The organism is Paenibacillus radicis (ex Xue et al. 2023) (assembly GCF_024722015.1).
Lineage (GTDB): Bacteria > Bacillota > Bacilli > Paenibacillales > NBRC-103111 > Paenibacillus_S.
This window is the reverse complement of the sequence record NZ_JANQBD010000006.1, coordinates 243,428-262,315: the sequence shown is the minus strand read 5'-3', so window position 1 is coordinate 262,315 and position 18,888 is coordinate 243,428. Positions and strand designations below refer to the sequence as shown.

Sequence of the window (18,888 nt, the reverse complement as noted above, 5' to 3'; positions counted from 1 at the left end):
GCTTTTTGGATGTAACTTAAGTGATGGCGCGAGAAGCGATGTTCAAAAGCTGCTTTCAATCTAGAGGAGACTATGATTTGTCAGGCGGCTGCGGAAGGAAAGAAAATAGATGGAAATTGTAACGCTAATCCAGCGTGGATATCGCCTGAAATCAATCTAACTGGAAAAACTAACTCTAATAGAGGTGATATGGTGGATATCAGCCAAAATACGTAGAATTAGCATGAGAAATTCCAGCTATAAGACTTGGAACGCTATTTTCGGAGTAACTAACTTGACATTTTCCTGATAATTGCACGGAGTGCGCCAGACTGCCATGCAATGCCGTAACCGAACCCCGAACCCCGAACCCGATACCCACGATGAGCACGCGCTGGAAAGCGACCTCATCTTATTCATCACTAAGAATACACGAGGATGTGCAAAAAAGCCTTCAATTATTAAAGTGGAATTGAGGGCTCTTTTGCAACCATCTATTCAGGATAAAAGGGTGAAGGGGTTGTCTCAAAATGTCTTTTGGGACAGCCCCTTCACGTAAGTCAGGAATAGACGCGGATCTCAATCAACTCGGCGCTCGGGCTCCCATTGGTCGCCTCTGCTACAACACGCAGCCTGGATACCTGCACAGCATTGTTCAAACGATGAACGCGCTTGCGCTTGTGGTTGTTTGTCTCCCGATGCAATACACTCCATGCCTGATCGCCATCCATCCATGCTTCAATGCGGTAATCGCGTACCAGCTCAGGAATGACCTCAAATTCCGTTCGGTGATGATGCAGATTGATCAGATCTTCGTTTACGTCATCGTTAAAGGTCAGGTGGACTTCGCCAACAGCAACCGTATCTTGCCAAGTCAGCTCAACCCATGCCTCACTTCCAGCTGCAAGAGGTTCAGACATCCATAGATGCGGCCCTCCATATGGACGTAAGTAGCCATCAACAACGTTCTCAACAGCAAACGCGGTAGTTTGAGGGAAAGCTCTGAAGCAGAATGGCTTGCGTACCAGCTTGCGCATGCTCCAGAGAACAACAGGCTGATCGTGATGGTGATCCTCCAGCTCCTTCACCGTTCGAGCATCGGCGCCACGTTGGAACCCCAGGACACCGCTGAGCGGAGCTTTGGAGAGATACAATGAAATCGCAGGGTTTGCCTTGATGACAATGAATGTGTTCTGTGATTTCTCCGGCTTCCAATCCAAGGCCACTGAGACCCATTGGTTTTCACCTGCGGATACCTCGACTGTGCCGCTGACCTGAAGTGTATGCGGGACATAGTTCTCCGCGCGTCCGGTGCTCCATACTTCAACTTCGAGCGTCCCGTCCACAGCTGCATCAATCAACAGCTCCAGCTTCTCCAGCGCCGATGAAACCGGCATCAGCAAGCCGGCATCATGGTCCAGCGGGTACGCTTCCGCCGGCTCTTCCACTGAGAGCATCTGCCGCGTGCTTGATGCGGTAACAGACGCGGCCGTACGCGCCAGATCGCTAGCGTCAGCCCCCGCCAGACCAAGCACCGATGCATCCTGCCGCAGCAGTGTTTGGTGCAGCTCCGCCAAATGCCGCTGATACACGCCACGGGGCGTTGTGCCATGCTGGACGGCAAGCGCCGCTCCCGTGCCTGCGGCCTCGCCGATTACTGCGCATGTTGCCATAACCCGCGTTGTCCCGAATGCAACGTGGGAAGCGCTTATATTCCGCCCGGCAAATAGCAGGTTGGACACGTTGATCGAATATAACGAGCGGAAGGGGATATGATAGCTGCCATCCATATGCATGTGCTTGGAGCCGCTTTCCGTCGAGTACATACCTTGAGGAGGATGAAGGTCGATGGACCATCCGCCGAAAGCAACCCGATCTTCGAATTCCCGTTGTGCGATGATATCATTCTGATTCAATACATAATCGCCTACAAAACGGCGATATTCGCGTTTGCCAGGCAGAGCCCCAACCCATTCCAACGTCATGTTCTGGGCTTCGAAGTCACCTGAATTTTTGATATAATTCCAAATTCCATATATAACGGACCAGAGCTCATCGCGGATTCGCTCATTCTGATGTACCGTATCCAGTTCTCCGCCCCATTCTATCCACCAATAGGAGCAGCCGTTATCGCCGCTTCGTATAACGCGTTTAATGGGAATGCTGGTTTGGGTAATATCCTTGGCGAAGCTTGGAGGTACATATTTGACGGGATGCCCGACATCCTTGCTATAGAATAAAATGCTGCTCCCAAGCGTGATATCATCCGCAATTTCGGGCGCCCATTCTTCATTGTATTCATTGCGGGCCTCGCGTCCCAGCCGATATTCGGCTCCCGCCAGAAAACCGACGAGCCCGTCACCGGTACAATCGAGAAACATCTCACTCTCAAACCGAATGCGCCGCTCCGATCCCATCATCCATCCAGTTACAGCCTCGATACGCCGGTCATCCTTGCTGCCGCTAGCCTCCACTTCATGCACATCTGTGTTCAAGAAGAGCTGAATATTCGGCTCTGCCCGGACGGCTTCAAGCACAACGAGATCCCAGAAATACGGATTGCCATCCGGGTTCTGGAATTGATTCTCGACAAATAATTCGCCCATAATTCCAGTTTCACGGGCATAACGATGCGTACCGTGTGCTGTCGCTCCACACACCCATACTCGTACCTCGCTGCTGGAATTGCCCCCCAGCACCGGTCGGTTTTGAATCAAGGCGACTGTTCGCCCCAGTCGCGCGGCGGCGATAGCAGCATTGACCCCGGATAATCCACCGCCGATGACCGTAATGTCCGTTTGGATACTTTCAGTTCTCACCCTGCAGCACACTCCTGTTCTTGTAATAAATTTCAATCCCTATTGATTTTTTGCTAAATCGCTTTCATACTCGGTATCAGCTTTATTTTAATAGATCGTATTTACTTTTTACATGCACTGAATTAACATCAATATATACAAAATTTCAATGACTAGAAGGGGCTGGATATCATATGCTTTTGCCATCCTGCTTAGAGCCCTTAATAATATCTCAAGTATTTTGGAAGCAGAAGAAAGCTTTTCAACTGGCAGAAGACAGATATGCGGAATGGGTGCTCTTTGCCGTGACGGAAGGCCGCTTCCATTATCGAATTGGAGAGGCTGAGGGGGAAGCGGGATTTGGTGATTTGGTTATATGTCCGCCGCTAATGCTGTTTGAGAGGGAAATATTGGAGCCGTTATCGTTTCACTTCTACCGCTTTGAATGGAACACTCAGCCCGAGTCTGAGCTTCCCGTCGTGATTCCGCTTATGGACCGTAGTAGATTAGCATCCAACTATTACTACTTAGAGAGATTATCCACTCAACCCGCTGATGATGTGAAGCTCGCTCGTACGGGGCATTTGCTCAAGGATTTATGGCAGATGGCCATGGTAGAGGCCGATCAGGCTCGTGCCAAACATCGAGGTCCAATTGAAACGGACGTATGTATAGAGTCGGCAGCACGCAAAATTAGTGAGCATGCCTTTGGCCGGGTGGTGCTAAAGCAGCTATCCGAGGAACTGGGACAGAGCCCTGTGCAATTCACACGCCGCTTTCAAGCTGTTTACGGGCAAACACCAATGGATTATTTAACTTCGCTTCGGCTGCATAAAGCACAAACATTGCTGCTGGAAACAGAGCTGACTTTGGAGCAGATTGCTGAGCAGTGCGGGTATGAGAACGGTTTTTATTTCAGCCGGATGTTTAATAAGAAAATAAAGGTTTCCCCTTCGGCTTACCGCAAGTCGCATCGTATCTAGGCTGTTATGGTTAGTATTAAGTCTTTTACAAAACAAAATCAGGAAGAGGGGTTGTTATGGAATATCCAAAAGTGGTAAGAATCAAGCAGAAGCTGCAAGGGCCGAGGATAGCCGTGGAGCATATCGAGAGTACGGAAATGGAGGAAATGCTGCGCATAGGGATGAAACCGCTCATCACTCCAGGTATGCGTATTGCCCTTACAGCAGGAAGCAGAGGTATAGCCAATATTCATCTTATCCTTCGTGCAGTTGTAAGCCAGCTTAAGGAATGGGGCGCAGCTCCATTTATAATTCCCGCAATGGGCAGTCATGGGGGAGCAACAGCGGAAGGTCAGGTAGAGGTGCTGCACGGCTATGGAGTAACAGAGGCATTCTGTGGAGCTCCTATTGTTTCTTCTATGGAGGTCGCGCATATCGGAAGTACTTCGGCTGGGGTGGATGTATATACGGATCGGCATGCTTGGGAAGCGGATGGGATTATTATTATAGGCCGAATTAAAGTGCATACGGATTTTCAATCTCCACACGGATTTGAAAGCGGTTTAATGAAGATGGCGGCAATCGGCATGGGAAAGCATAAGCAAGCGCTGGCGCTTCATCACCATGGAGTCATTGGTATCCGGGATATGATGCCTGAAGTGGCAAAAGTCGTACTGGAGAAAGCGAACATTTTATGCGGTATAGGGATTGTGGAGAATGCATTGGAGCAAACAGCCCTTATAGAAGCCATTCCTAAGGAATTAATCCCTGTGCGTGAAGCAGAATTGCTTAAACTATCCGCTTCCTATATGCCTTGCTTGCCTGTAGAGGACCTGGATATATTAATGGTGGACCATATTGGCAAAAACTACAGCGGTACCGGCATGGATACTAATATTATAGGCAGAGTCAGGATTCATGGGGTGGATGACTTTGATAAGCCGCGCATTAAATACGTGATTGCAGGTGATTTAAGTGAAGAAAGCCATGGCAATGCTCTCGGAATCGGTTTGGCTGATCTGACCACCAAGAGATTATTCGATAAGATTGATTTTCAGAAAACAAATGAAAACGTTATTACGAGCACGTTTCTTCATCGAGCGATGATTCCTATTATATTGGAAAATGATAAGGAAGCTTTAACGGCGGCATTGAAGGCCAATTGGGGAGTGAAGGCAGAGCTGGCGCGATTTGCGAGAATTCACAGTACGCTTCATTTGGAGCATCTGTATGTATCCGAATCATTGATACCGGAAATTAAGCAGCGCTCTGATATAGAAATTATTGGCGCACCTGAGCCGATGAGCTTCGATGAACAAGGGAATTTTACAGCCTGGCCTAACTGAGCTCTTTTATCACCTCGTTGTCTGCTTGGAGGAAGTCTATTTCAATGAAATCAAGCTTCAACGCATGGAGGGAACTTTGATGTGGTATGTGAAACGTAACAGGACCGGTAGTAAGGGGATTTTCTTGCGCCTTCTGGTGCCTAACATGTTGTTATTACTGCTTCCCCTCCTGGTAGGTTGGGTTATTTACAATAAAACGCTGGTTGAAATGGAGAAGGAAGTAACGGCTTCTAATATGAATCTGCTCCAGCAAAGCAGGGATATTATGGACCGGAGACTGTCTGAAATATCCTCTATTGGAGTACAGCTTGCAAACGATACTCGAATTATGCAGTTCACGACCATCACAGAGCCATTCGAGGGCGCTAACACTTACCGTGTCGTCGAAACGCGCAAAAGCATTTATAACTACAGCTTATCGAATAATTTTATTTTCAACTATTTCATTTTTTATAAAAATAGCGGGGTCGTATTAGCAGAAAGCTCCACTTTTCTGCTCCCCGAATTCCAAAAATATTTTAAATACAACAACATGGACTCGCAAACCTGGAAAAATTTATTTATGGGTGAACAATATCATCGCAAGGTGCTGCCCGCGCAGGAGGTGACGGTTAATGGTAGCCGTTATTCCTTACTTACTTATATACAGTCCTTGGGATATCCAGGCTTTTCTCAAGGCTCGGTGGCGATCACCGTTGATAACCGGGAGGTCCAAAAGCTGCTAGGAGGGCTGGAATTATCCGGTGGGGGATGGGCGTATATCATTAATGAGAGCGGTGAGGTAATAAGCTCCGTTTCGTCAGGTGATTCTTCTTATTTGATCGACAGGAGCAGCTTATCCGGGAAGCATGGAAGCATCATTCAGGATATTGATGGACAGAAGATGATGGTTACCTATACGACCTCAAGCTACAATGGATGGACCTATTTGGTTGCCCAGCCTGCGTACGTAGTATTGAAAAAAGTGTTGTATATTAAAAATATTACCTTCACTTTTGCGTTTGTCTTTTTGGCTGTCGGACTATTAATTGCTTATTTGATAGCCTACCGGAACAGCCGACCTCTCAGGAGCATCATGGAAACGATAGTGGAGAGAACGAATGGCGATGGCTATTATGGTTCGGATGCGTACCGATTCATTCGGGACTCCGTCTCCCAGCTGATTGATAATAATCAAGAGCTGCAAAAAAAGATGGAGAAGCAAGCTCCTTTACTGCAGGCTGCACTCTTCGAGAGGCTGCTGAAGGGGGAATATGTGGCTCACAAAGAAATTTCTGTTTTGCTGCAGCATGTTGGAATTGAGATGCAAGGGAACTATTTTTTGGCGGCTATCCTTCAACTGAGGGGATATGATAGCGGTTTGGACAGGGATGTGCTGGAAGAGCTTGATGTCAAACGCATCATGGTCAAAGATATTTTAAGAGATGAAATGGGGGCTAATGTACATTGGCATGATGTTGCGGAAGACCAGATTGCTCTGCTGTTCGCTTTCGGCAGTAACAATCCATCAGAGCGCCGCGCTTATATAGAGGAAGTAATTGGCGATGTCAGTGACTTGATAAGCACCCGTTTGAATATGATGACCCGATTCGGAGTAGGAGATCCTCATGAGGATCTATTGAATGTTTCACGCTCTTATGAGGAAGCCAAGCGTTCATTAGAATATTTAACATGGAGAAATATGAACGGGATTATGCGCTTTGAAGAGCTGCCCAAAGAAAATAACGGCTACTATTATCCTTCAGACCTGGAGCACCGGATGAGTAACCTTGCCAAAGCGGGAGAGCAGACGGCGGTAGCTTCACTGCTGGATGAGCTTCATGAAATTAACTTTAATGAGCGCCGCTTATCGGTACCGATGCTACGACTGTTCATGAATGAAATGTGGGGAACGGTTGTTAAGCTGCTGCCACAGGTCGGCATGGAAGAAGGTGCGGCCTTGGATCAGATGAAGCCGTTTTCGGCGGATTCAGCCTCCTATGAAGGGTTAGAGAAAAACTACCGTTCACTCGTATCCGTGTACTTTCAAGTTTGCGATTTCGTCAATGATCATAAGAAAAGTCAAAATGTACAGCTCCAAGAAAAAATATTGGATTTGCTCCATGAATCTTATTCGCAGACAGAGCTATGTCTAGATTCCGTTGCGGACAGGATGAACATTTCAAAAGGGTACTTGTCTCAATTTTTCAAAGAACAAACGGGTGTTAATTTCTCTGACTATTTAGAGGAGCTTCGTATGACTCATGCGAAGGAGCTGCTGTCGACGACGCAATTGCCGGTTTATGAAATAGCCCAACAAGTAGGGTATAGCTCGTCCAACACGTTCTGCAGAGCTTTTAAGCGTATAAACGCGGTCAGCACATCGGAATTCCGCCGTTTATAAGCAAAATGTAAGCGCATTCTTAAGTAATGCACATCACACATTCAACTGCACATCGCTTATCTGAAGGCCTGCACATCAAACTGCAGGCTTTCACATTTACACGACCCGGGTAACGGCTTATCGTAGGATGAGTAAGGATAGAGAGGGGGAAAACACTAAGCTCCGGCTGTCACAAGCCCAAACTTTAAAGTGTCCTGATTCGATTTCGGGGGAAGCTGACCAACTAAAGGAGGTGAATTTTTGGAAGCGCTTAAACAAACAACAGGAATTCAAACGAAAGTTAGTGCAAAGGCCAGAAGCAGCACTCCATTCAAGAAAATGAGAAAAGTGTGGCGTCTGTATGTATTGATTGCCCTGCCAGTTCTGTACATTATTATATTTAAATATATACCGATGTATGGCGCCCAAATAGCCTTCAAAAACTTTATAGTAACCAAGGGTATATGGGGGAGCGAGTGGGTAGGTTTCAAGCATTTTATAAGGTTCTTTGATTCGTACGAGTTTTGGAGGCTCATGAGCAATACAATAGTATTAAGTGTTTACAGCTTGTTTGCCAGCTTTCCGTTTCCAATTATTCTCGCACTCAGCTTGAACTATGTTAAAAACCAATTTTTCAAAAAATCAGTACAAATGATCACTTACGCTCCACACTTTATATCTGTTGTTGTTATGGTTGGTATTATTCTGGAATTGCTTGATCCGAGAAACGGTATCGTCAATTCCATTATTAAAGGACTAGGCTTCGAACCAGTCAGCTTTATGGGCATACCCGAATATTTCAAGTCCATCTATGTTTGGTCGGGAGTATGGCAAAGCGTTGGTTTTTCCTGCATCATTTATTTGGCCGCTCTTGCCAGCATCGATCCTTCACTGCACGAAGCAGCTGTTGTCGACGGTGCGAACAAGGTGCAGCGAATGTGGCACATAGACATCCCTGGTATTATGCCGATAGCCATTATTATATTAATTCTGAATACAGGCCATATGCTCGATATCGGCTTCGAGAAAGTGCTGCTTATGCAAAATCCGCTAAATATTCGGACATCGGAAGTTATCGATACGTACGTCTATAAGGTCGGTCTGGCATCACAAGCTATGAATTACTCGTATTCCTCAGCAATTGGCTTATTTAAATCCGTTATCAATCTTCTTCTTCTTGTGGCTGTTAACAAGATTGCGCAGAAGACCAAGCAGGAGAGCCTATGGTAAGAGGGGGAATGGAAAGGAGAGCACAATGGAGCATTCGTCAATCAGAGAATCACAAATGGATCGGCTGTTCACAATTCTCAACTATATCATATTATCCCTGTTTTTGGTAACCATTCTTTATCCGCTGATTTATATTTTAAGCGCTTCCATAAGCAGCTCCGAAGCCGTTGTATCGGGAAGAGTATGGCTGTGGCCAATCGATCCGACATTGGATGGGTATTATGCAGTTTTTAAACATAAGTTAATTTTGAGCGGATTCATGAATTCATTTTATTACACGGTTGTTGGGACTTTGATTAACGTTATCATGACGATTCTGGCAGCTTATCCTTTATCCAGAAAAGATTTTTACGGCAGAAATATATTTATGTTCCTGTTTGTATTCACACTGATGTTTTCAGGAGGATTAATTCCGACCTATTTGCTCGTAAGGGATTTGGGTTTGCTTAATACAACCTGGTCGATGCTGCTGCCTGGCGCGCTGGGCATATGGAATATGATCATTACCCGAACCTATTTCCAGACAACTATTCCTGACGAGCTGCTGGAGGCTGCCCAGCTGGATGGCTGTACAGATTTTCAATTTGTATGGAAAATTGTGCTTCCTCTATCCGGGCCGATCACTGCGGTTATCACCTTGTTCTATGCTGTAGGGCACTGGAATTCATTTTTTAACGCATTGATTTATTTGAAGAGTCAGAATTTGTATCCCTTACAGCTTGTGTTAAGAGATATCCTTGTGCAGAATGATGTGGATTTGAATATGCTTGTTGATGTACAGGAGGCAGCGAAACGAGAGGGACTCAGAGAGCTCTTGAAATACTCGCTGATTATCGTAGCTACAGCACCTTTAATGATCGTTTACCCGTTTGTACAAAAATATTTTGTGAAAGGGATTATGATTGGTTCTTTAAAAGGTTAGTCATCCAGGGGAAGTACATGCTCACAATGCGGGTTTTGCTATCAGAAAAATTAGAGGAGGGTTTTATTTGAAAAAAGTTACACTCATTTGCTTATCCGCCGTATTAGGACTGAGCTTGGCATTGAGCGCCTGTTCTAGCGGAACAGAACCCGCAGTAAAAGATGACGGCAAGAAAGCGACCTCGAACGTCAATCCGGCAGGGCAGTTCCCGATAACTAACGAAAAGACAACAGTTAAAATATTGGTGAAGGGAAGCGCTTCGGTTGAAGACTTTTCCACTAATGAATTTACTAAATGGCTGGAGCAAAAGACCAATATAAAGATCGATTGGGAAGTAGCGCCTGAGAAGTCCGCCACGGAGAAATTAAACCTTGTTCTGTCCAGCGGAGATTATCCGGATGTCATTATGGGCTTCGGGGTTTCGCCTACACAGATGATGATTAATGGCAGTCAAGGTGTGTTCCTCCCATTGAACGATTTAATCGAAAAGTATGGCGTGGAAATGAAAAAGATGTTTAGCGAAAATGCGATCTACAAGGATTTAATCACAGCACCTGACGGGAAAATCTATGCGCTGCCGCAGGTCAACGAATGCTATCACTGTATGTATAAACAAAGAATGTGGATTCATAAGCCATGGCTTGATAAATTAGGTCTGAAGATGCCTACAACTACCGATGAGTTTTACGAGGTGTTGAAAGCGTTTAAGACGAAGGACCCTAACGGTAACGGAAAAGCGGATGAAATTCCACTCTCTGGCTCTATTCAAGCATCAGCAAGTAATTTATTCGAAACGCAAATGCTGGATTCTTTCATTATGAATGCGTTTACTTATGATCATGATACAAGAAAATTGTATTTGGATAATGGAAAGGTTACGGTACCTTATAACAAGCCTGAATGGAAGGAAGGCTTAAAATATTTACGCAAGCTTTATGCTGAGGGCTTGATTGATCCACAAGCGATGACTCAGGATAACAATCAGTTGAAAAAATTGGGTGAAAACCCGGATACCGTAATCCTGGGTGCTTCCTCCGGCCATAACATGGGCTCATTAACGACATTAGGAGCGAGCAGCGGCAGATGGCTTACTTATGAAGCGGTTCCGCCATTAAAAGGACCGAACGGTTTCCAGAATGCAGCTTATCATCCTTATGTAGTAGGCAATGGACAATATATTATTACGAAAAACGCAAAAAATCCGGAAGCAGCGTTCCGTTTGGCCGACTTCTTGTTTAACTCGCCGGATACAGCTCTTAGATGGTATGCAGGACGTGAAGGTACGGAATGGAGATACGCGGAAAAGAATGAAATCGGCATCAACGGAAAGCCTGCCATTTGGAAGCAGCTGACACCTTGGGGCGGCGTACAAAATGTAAACTGGGGTCAAACGGGCCCAAGCTATCGGTCGAATGATTTCCGTTTAGGGGAAGCACAAAATCCGGAACAGCCGCTAGAGGTTATTTTGTATAATCAAACGAAACAAAAAATGGAGCCGTACCAAATGAAGATCGATAAGGTAATGCCGCCTGTGTTCTTTACCGCTGATCAGGCATCAGAGATTGCAGATTTGGAGAAAACGATTCTGGATCATGTCAAAGAGATGATGGCCCGCTTTATAACAGGAGACTCTGATATTGATAAGAACTGGGACGCTTATGTTAAAAATCTCGACAACATGAACATCAAGAAATACCTGGAAATTTATCAAACAGCTTATGATGCGAAGTTCAAGAAGAAATAAGGATAAAAATTGTAGTTGAAAGAAGCAGGCAGCATATGGTTGCTCTCCAATGAGACTTTGTTGGAGGGCGACCTTTATTTTGAGAGTTTTCTACGAAAAAGCGATATGCAGGAGGGGTAAGCATGATAACAAGATTTAAGGATGCACGCGATGTGTTTTTCGAAAGAAGGTTCGGCTTGTTCGTTCACTGGGGATTGTATGCAATTCCAGCATGGCATGAGCAAATCTTATGGCGTGGAGATATGAAGCGCAAGGATTACGAGAAGCTCATTCATGAGTTCAACCCGGTGGAATTTAATCCGGATGAATGGTTGGACATGGCGGAGCAAGCAGGGATGCAGTATTTATGCTTTACGACGAAGCATCATGATGGATTCTGCATGTGGGATACGAAGCACACGGACTACAATATCATGAATTCCGCTTACGGCAAAGACATATTGGGGATGCTGGCAGAGGCTTGCCATCGGAGAAATTTCCCGCTGAGTTTATACTATTCTTGTCCCGATTGGCATCACCCGAATTATCCGAACCAAGGAAGGCATCATGAAATGTTTGGCCCTCGTGCAGGCGATGATCCTGATATCGATAAGTATTATGATTTTGTTCGAAACCAGTTGATTGAACTATGTACGAAGTATGGTAAGATTTATCAGCTTTTTTGGGATGTCAATGTAGCTGAGCATGAGGATCCGAGCTTAAATGAGATGATCCGGGAGCTTCAGCCGGGAATTCTGATTAATGACCGTGGTCCTGGCAAAGGTGACTATAACACCCCTGAGAGGCATGTGCCCGAAGGGGGCTCCTTTACTAAACCAACCGAAGCATGTCAGGCGCTAGGCCGGGAAAGCTGGGGATATAAAGAGGACGAGGATTATTACAGCAATAAGTTCATTATGCAGAGCATCGATAAGATTATGGCAATGGGCGGCAATTACTTGCTGAATGTAGGTCCTAAGCCTAATGGCAGGATTGCTCGGGAGAATGTTGAGGCTTTAAGGATCATAGGAGAATGGTATCACAGTGTGAAGGAGTCCTTCGGAGATGCTCTTCCGGCATCCGATATGATATTCCGTGATGAAATTACGATGGAAGGCTCCGCACGGCGAATGGTCCGAGATGAAGTGCTCGCCACTCGTCGGGGAAACACCCTCTACATTCATCTTCATAAAGACACTCAAAGCAATTCGATTGTATTGAAACCGCTCAATAAGGTTCCTAATAAAGCAACTTTGCTCAATGATGGAAGGGAGCTGGAGGCGACTGTAGATATGATTCCGTGGGCATGGAGGGAGAGGCCTTACTTGCGAATTAGAAACCTTCCTGTCAATGAGCTTACGGATACCGTGATGATTCTTAAGCTCGAGTTCGATGAAGCGGTAAGCGAGTAAACGTAATTGGGGTTGACGATAGTACGAAGAGGAGACGAATTTATCATGAAAAAGATAAAGGTCGGAATTATCGGATTGGGCGAGGTCGCCCAAATTATACATCTCCCTATACTGGAATCATTATCGGACCGTTATGAGATTGCCGCAATATGCGATATTTCCAAGCATCTATTGGATGCTATAGGTACAAGGTATAACATAAGCTTAAGCAATCGATATCAGCATGCGGATGAATTAACGAAGCAGGAAGATTTGGATGCGGTGTTTGTTCTGAATAGTGATGAATATCATGCAGATTGCGCAATATCAGCCTTAAATAACAAGAAACATGTACTGCTTGAAAAGCCGGTTTGCTTAAACGTTGAAGATGCAGATGCGATCATTCGAGCGAGAGACGAGGCGGGCAGACAGGTAATGGTTGGTTATATGAGACGATTCGCTCCTGCTTATGTGAGTGCTGTTGAGGAAGTTAAGCAGCTGGGTAAAATTAATTATGCCCGAATCAGGGATATTATTGGCGCCAACCGATTATTTATCGACCAATCTAGTCATGTGCTGCGCCCAACCGATATTCCGGAGGAAGCGTTACGCGATAAACAGGAGCGCGCTGGACGAATGGTGCTGCAGGCAATTGGCGATGCCCCGGCAGCACATAAAGCTGCTTACCGGCTGCTCTGCGGCTTGAGCAGCCATGATCTGTCGGCGATGCGAGAAATTATCGGGTTTCCGAAGCGGGTCGTAGCCGCTACTCAATGGAATGGCGGAAGATTTATGAACGCTATCTTTGAATTCGACGGCTATAATGCTACGTTTGAAACCGGAGTGGACAACATACGGAGATTCGATGCGCATATTCAAATTTACGGCGATCAAAAGGCGATTACTATTCAGTATGACACGCCATATATCCGTCATTTGCCGACAACCAAAATCATTGAGGAGACGGTGGGTGAAGCCTTTAACAAAACCGTGGAGCGGCCGAGCTTCAAGGATGCTTACACGGTAGAACTGGAATATTTTCACGAGGTTGTGACGAAAGGGTTTCAGCCCAAAACAACATTGGAGGATTCCAGGGAAGATCTGCTGCTGTTCAAAATGATTATTGATGCATTTGAGTAACCGTATTGCCCGGTAGTTACCCTAGATAACATCTAAAAGCTGACTCCAACTTAGGGGCCAGCTTTTTTAATTGTTGCGTTTCCTACCTTATAGTATTTAAAATACAAGTAGTTTCATTTCTAGAGGTTATTTACATGGATACGGAGGTATGAAGAGTGGAACATTCACCTGTTTTTCGGTATAAAGATTTTATGCAGGAGGAATTTCCAATCAAATTCCAAATCCGCAATGAAACCAATTATACTTCTGTCCAGCATGGGCATGAATATTTACAAATTTGTTATGTTCTAAGCGGGGTTTGCCGTCATGTGATACAGCATGAGCAGACGGACCTGATGCGCGGAGATCTGTTTTCTATTCCACCTTACACGATGCACTGCTTTATGCCGCTTGAAGGACATGCGTTTGAGCTCGTACAGCTGGATTTCATGCCTTCACTGCTTGAGGAGACGATCCGGGAATTGGCAAGTGTTACTTTGAATCAGCATCTTCTGATCAACCTGTCGCCGCGCTCCCAAATTGTAATCGAGCGCTTGATGGAGGATATTAAGGGCGAGCTGGAAGCCAAGGAGTCCTACCATCAATATGCGGTTCGAGCAGATTTGCTCAAGTTTTTGGTTATCATCAGCCGTGAGGTTAATGGTTGGATGCGGTCCACTGAATCAGGGTATGAGCAAGCCATCCGGGAAGTCATCGATTATATGGAACAAAATATAAGGAAACCGCTTGCGTTGAAGGAAGCGGCAGCCAGGATTTCGGTATCGCCCAACTACTTCAGCTCGTTATTCAAAATGGTAGCGGGAGTAACCTTCAGCGGCTTTTTGTCGGAGCTGCGTTTACGCAAAGCAGGGGAGCTGCTGCTCCAAACGGAAATGTCCGTCGTTGAAATTTTGGAGGCTGTCGGGTTCAAGCATACAGGCCATTTTTATAAAATGTTTAAAAAGATGTATGGCGTAACCCCCTATGAGTATAAAAAGAATGATACTAACATCGTAAGATAGTGTAGTTTTTCAGTAAGTTTACGGAATCCCGCCAACTTCCGCTTAGGCTATAATAAACGCATAACATAAAATGAATGCGGTTTCATTGTTCATTGCGTAAAAAAGGGGGAAATAACGCGATGAGAAAAAGGAAGTTTTACTTCAAATTATTAATCGCTTACGTACTCATAGTTTTTGTGTACACATTGCTTGTCACGAGTATGTTTTTTTACAAAAACAATGAAATCGTTCAGCTGGAGCTGAAGTACCGGCAGGATGCCTTCTTACGGGAGGCCCGGGACAAAATCGATACGCAATTAAACATCGCCTCAAATTTGGTTAACCAGCTGAAAATTAACAGCAATGTACTGGAATATGCGGAGAAAAGCGAGCGGGATTATTACGTCATTACAAGGATTTACAATGAGCTAAGCAAAAATATTGATGCTTTTGCTAATTTTGGCTTTACTATAGGCATTGGCAAGCAGACGGATGAGCTAATTATTACACCTAATAACACCATTAATAAAGAAAGATTTTATAACGAGATTGGCTTGGAGCAGGGTCACAAGAAGGAAATAGAGGCTGCCTTATCGACTGGCAATTATGCAAAATCATTGTTTTTACATACCTACAGCGGCTCGGGGAATCGGAGAATTACATTAATTAAAAAAGAGCCGAATCTTGATCTCGTATTTTTCGTTTCGTTTTATGAAAGTTACTTACTCCCTCAGATGTCCGGCGGTTCAGATGGCTTTGCTTTAATTAAAGGAGACCGAATCATTGCTCAGAATGGAAGCATCGAAAGAACGGCATTGGAGCAGTGGATAACGCAGCAGGAAGAGAATACAAGCAGTGAAATGACAGTCCGTCAATTAGAATCCAAAGTTTTCAGCGATTTGAAATATGCTTATATAGCTGAGAAGATGCCAATTAGTCCCCAGATGAGGGCTCTTGCCAAGGATTCGTTACTTGTGTATCTGGTGTTGGCTGTCATAGGACTCTTACTGGCGATGCTTGCTGCGAATCGGACCTATCGTCCCATACAGAAAGCCGTTAACCAGTTTAAAAGCTATGGAGAACCCGTAGGCAGAGATGAGCTGGCTTTTATTCAATCGACTGCAGATGGCATCCATAAGCTAAATGAAAATTTGAAGCAAACTATTAGTGGGTACAAGATGCCTTTACGCAAGAAAATGATCAGCGACCTCTTATTCGGACTGCTGTCCATGAAGACTGCTGCACCGGATTTGGATGCCTATAATTTAACTCACTTGTCTGGACCTGTGACAGTTGCAATTATCGAGGTTGCTGCAGACCGAGAGCTGGAAAGAGAATATTCGAACGCCCACCTGTTTGAAATCACGACTCAAGTAACCGAACTCATCGAGCAGTATTTGTCCCGAGAGCAGCTATGCGAAACACTTGGGCTGGATCACAAGCGATTCGCTGTGCTGCTAACTGAGGAGGACTCTCCAAGATTAAGGCAGTGGTTAACTTATGTGCTTAGGGAAATTAGCAGCAGCCTCTCCATTCAACTCGTTGCAGCTATGGGGGAAACGGCTGTACATATAGGTGAGGCGGAACGTTCGTTTCAAGAGGCTATGAAAATGATGGAATACCGGTTTGTTATGGAACGGAAAACCTTGATAACGGCCGATGATCTTAAGCAGCTGCGGAGCACCGGATATTATTATCCGTTGGAGCTGGAGCGTGATCTGATTGCAGCCGTTATTTCCGGAAATGCGGATAAGGCCATGTCGGTCATGCACAAGCTGCTGGAGGAGAATCTTGATATCCGCAGTCTGGGTATAGAGAAACGGTCTCAATTTATTCTGGCCATAGTGTCCACGTTAAATCGGATTAGTCAGCAGCTGGAGCGTCAGGAGCATGAAACAGCGGCAGCGAGCGAGAAATGGTATCCGAAGCTGATGTTATGTTCCGATGTGCAGCAATTGAAGCAAGCCATTTATCATTTGCTGCATGAGATGATGAACCGTATTCAGGATGTAAACGGTAAACTTGAGCAGTCGATCGCTTATCAGACCGTAGAATTTATCCATAAGCATTATGATCAAGATATTTCGCTCAATGATATAGCGGAGCAGTTCAATTACTCGCCCAGCTATATCAGCACCTTATTCAAAAACCATACTGGGGATAATTTCCGCGATTACTTAAATAATGTAAGGGTGAAAAGGGCGAAGGAGATTATAAGCGGAGAGCGTGGAGTGAAAATTCAAGATTTGGCTTTAAGAGTCGGCTGCAATAATGCGAATACCTTCATCCGAATGTTCAAACGTTACGAAGGGGTATCGCCGGGGCAGTATGCGCAAAATTTGGAATAGCGGGCCATTGCTTTGCTTGAGAGCTTTAACATGCTCGATGCTCAATGCTCAATGCTCAATGCTCAATCAAGGGAGCTTTTTATACGGATAGCGGCGGTGCTGAGCTATTAGGAGCCCTGAAGAATTTGAACGGAACCGAGATTTCCGTTATTCCATCTGCCGCCTCCAATTTGAGGGGATAACGGAAGTAGGAATTCCGTTATGATGACCAAATCTGGGCCTTATGCACAAAAACAGAGAGATACAGGAACTTGCTGTTCCGTTATCTCTCTGTTTTTTGAGCTTTCCAGATGATAGCGAAACAATTACTTCCGCTATTGTTCTGTTTCCAACACTCTCGAATCCGAGGCGCTTAGCGGCGTTGCATGGTGGTCGGTCGAACACTTCCGTCGATGCAGCGACCTACATCCATTCCTCCAAAACGGACAACCGTTAATGGCGCGCAAGGACGTCGCCACTAGGCGTTTTTCATTCTGTGAAGAAACGCCCATTAGTGAAGAAACGTCGATCTGATCGGGTGAGACCGCGGTATATATAGGTTTTTCGTTATAGTAAAAAATCGTCGATGACCCGGCAAACGGATGATTTACACATTGCACCCGGGCTTGTAGAATTTGTTCTAAGCTTTGGCTAAGACATACGAGGCAAGTATAGCTTAGCTGAAAGAACTCTCAGGGGGCGCTCCAATCGAGAGAGACACATTACATAATAAGGGTGGTGAATCTGTGAAGTCTAATGAGACTGTGCTGATGGAAGCAACCGTACCCAAAGCACGACGGATACCGACCGGGCTACGCTCCAAAGAAATTCGCAAACGAATTTTAGGAGATCGTCACCTATACATCATGTTGGTTCCGTTTGTACTATGGTATCTGATTTTCCTCTACAAACCGATGTATGGCTTGCAAATTGCTTTTAAGGAATACAGCCTGTTTAAAGGAATATCCGGCAGTCCGTGGGTAGGGCTTGATAATTTTCGGGAATTTTTTGCCGGACCGTATTTTTTCAGAAATCTGAAAAACACAGTGCTGATCAGCTTGTATGGATTGATTTTTGCTTTTCCCATTCCTATTGCTCTAGCGCTGTTGTTTAATGAAGCCAAGAATATGATATTTCGTAAGTTCGTACAAACCTTTACTTATTTGCCTCATTTTATTTCTTCTGTGGTCGTTGCCGGTATTGTGACAAATCTGTTGGCGCCGAGCAATGGCTTGGTGAATATTTTGCTGGACCGCTTTGGGCTGGATAAAATTTATTTTCTTACAATTCCCGACTATTTCAGAACGATTTATATCGGCACCTTTGACATTTGGAAGGAAGCGGGCTTTAACTCTATCATCTACATAGCGGCTCTTGCAGGAGTCAACCCGACTTTATATGAAGCTGCCGTTATTGATGGGGCTAACCGTTGGAGGCAGACATGGCATGTTACACTTCCAGGTATAATGCCGACCATTGCTGTGATGCTGATTCTGAAAATTGGCCAAATGATGGATGTAAGCTTTGAAAACATTATACTGATGTACCAGCCAGCCACTTATGAAACCTCGGATGTTATCAGTACCTATGTGTACCGGGCCGGGTTATTGGAAGGGCGATATGGGCTTGCAACTGCGGTTGGTGTCTTCAATGCAGCTGTTTCTGTAGTGTTGGTGTATATGGCAAATCGCTTCAGCAAGAAACGGACGGAAACAGGACTTTGGTAGG

Annotated in this window: 12 protein-coding genes; 11 read left to right on the top strand and 1 reads right to left on the bottom strand. The window is 45.2% G+C overall.

Annotated elements, in window-relative coordinates; all coding sequences use genetic code 11:
- Positions 1-539: 539 nt before the first annotated feature.
- Complete coding sequence (locus NV381_RS10470; RefSeq protein WP_258213218.1) at positions 540-2,798, bottom strand: FAD-dependent oxidoreductase; 2,259 nt, start codon at positions 2,796-2,798, stop codon at positions 540-542.
- A 173-nt stretch (positions 2,799-2,971) separates the two neighbouring features.
- Here NV381_RS10470 and NV381_RS10465 point away from each other — a divergent pair, with 173 nt between their 5' ends.
- From NV381_RS10465 to NV381_RS10415, 11 genes are all read left to right on the top strand, one after another.
- Positions 2,972-3,760, top strand: a complete 789-nt coding sequence (locus NV381_RS10465) for a helix-turn-helix transcriptional regulator (RefSeq protein WP_258213217.1) — start codon at positions 2,972-2,974, stop codon at positions 3,758-3,760.
- Positions 3,761-3,816: 56 nt separating this feature from the next.
- Positions 3,817-5,085: a nickel-dependent lactate racemase gene (locus tag NV381_RS10460; protein WP_258213216.1), complete on the top strand. Its 1,269-nt coding sequence runs from the start codon at positions 3,817-3,819 to the stop codon at positions 5,083-5,085.
- Positions 5,086-5,164: 79 nt separating this feature from the next.
- Positions 5,165-7,468 (top strand): helix-turn-helix domain-containing protein, encoded by a 2,304-nt coding sequence (locus NV381_RS10455; protein ID WP_258213215.1) that lies wholly within the window; start codon positions 5,165-5,167, stop codon positions 7,466-7,468.
- Positions 7,469-7,786: 318 nt separating this feature from the next.
- Positions 7,787-8,677, top strand: coding sequence for an ABC transporter permease subunit (locus tag NV381_RS10450; RefSeq protein WP_258213280.1), 891 nt, complete (start codon positions 7,787-7,789; stop codon positions 8,675-8,677).
- Between the two features lie 25 nt (positions 8,678-8,702).
- On the top strand, positions 8,703-9,599 hold the full coding sequence (locus NV381_RS10445) for a carbohydrate ABC transporter permease (protein ID WP_258213214.1): 897 nt from the start codon (positions 8,703-8,705) through the stop codon (positions 9,597-9,599).
- A gap of 67 nt (positions 9,600-9,666) precedes the next feature.
- Positions 9,667-11,343: an ABC transporter substrate-binding protein gene (locus NV381_RS10440; protein WP_258213213.1), complete on the top strand. Its 1,677-nt coding sequence runs from the start codon at positions 9,667-9,669 to the stop codon at positions 11,341-11,343.
- Between the two features lie 122 nt (positions 11,344-11,465).
- A complete protein-coding gene (locus tag NV381_RS10435) occupies positions 11,466-12,734 on the top strand; it encodes an alpha-L-fucosidase (protein ID WP_258213212.1) in 1,269 nt (422 codons plus the stop codon).
- A gap of 45 nt (positions 12,735-12,779) precedes the next feature.
- Positions 12,780-13,853 (top strand): Gfo/Idh/MocA family oxidoreductase, encoded by a 1,074-nt coding sequence (locus tag NV381_RS10430; protein ID WP_258213211.1) that lies wholly within the window; start codon positions 12,780-12,782, stop codon positions 13,851-13,853.
- A 155-nt stretch (positions 13,854-14,008) separates the two neighbouring features.
- Positions 14,009-14,854, top strand: a complete 846-nt coding sequence (locus NV381_RS10425; RefSeq protein ID WP_258213210.1) for an AraC family transcriptional regulator — start codon at positions 14,009-14,011, stop codon at positions 14,852-14,854.
- Positions 14,855-14,973: 119 nt separating this feature from the next.
- Positions 14,974-17,181 carry a helix-turn-helix domain-containing protein gene (locus NV381_RS10420; RefSeq protein WP_258213209.1) on the top strand — a complete coding sequence of 736 codons (2,208 nt, stop codon included), beginning with the start codon at positions 14,974-14,976 and terminating at the stop codon, positions 17,179-17,181.
- Between the two features lie 725 nt (positions 17,182-17,906).
- Positions 17,907-18,887 carry an ABC transporter permease gene (locus NV381_RS10415; RefSeq protein WP_258213208.1) on the top strand — a complete coding sequence of 327 codons (981 nt, stop codon included), beginning with the start codon at positions 17,907-17,909 and terminating at the stop codon, positions 18,885-18,887.
- The last annotated feature ends 1 nt before the right edge of the window (position 18,888 follow it).

Bases quoted from the DNA above. Each gene is read 5' to 3' on its own strand.
- NV381_RS10465 (WP_258213217.1), top strand. From the start codon at position 2,972: ATGCTTTTGCCATCCTGCTTAGAGCCCTTAATAATATCTCAAGTATTT.
- NV381_RS10460 (WP_258213216.1), top strand. From the start codon at position 3,817: ATGGAATATCCAAAAGTGGTAAGAATCAAGCAGAAGCTGCAAGGGCCG.
- NV381_RS10455 (WP_258213215.1), top strand. From the start codon at position 5,165: ATGTGGTATGTGAAACGTAACAGGACCGGTAGTAAGGGGATTTTCTTG.
- NV381_RS10450 (WP_258213280.1), top strand. From the start codon at position 7,787: ATGAGAAAAGTGTGGCGTCTGTATGTATTGATTGCCCTGCCAGTTCTG.
- NV381_RS10445 (WP_258213214.1), top strand. From the start codon at position 8,703: ATGGAGCATTCGTCAATCAGAGAATCACAAATGGATCGGCTGTTCACA.
- NV381_RS10435 (WP_258213212.1), top strand. From the start codon at position 11,466: ATGATAACAAGATTTAAGGATGCACGCGATGTGTTTTTCGAAAGAAGG.
- NV381_RS10430 (WP_258213211.1), top strand. From the start codon at position 12,780: ATGAAAAAGATAAAGGTCGGAATTATCGGATTGGGCGAGGTCGCCCAA.
- NV381_RS10420 (WP_258213209.1), top strand. From the start codon at position 14,974: ATGAGAAAAAGGAAGTTTTACTTCAAATTATTAATCGCTTACGTACTC.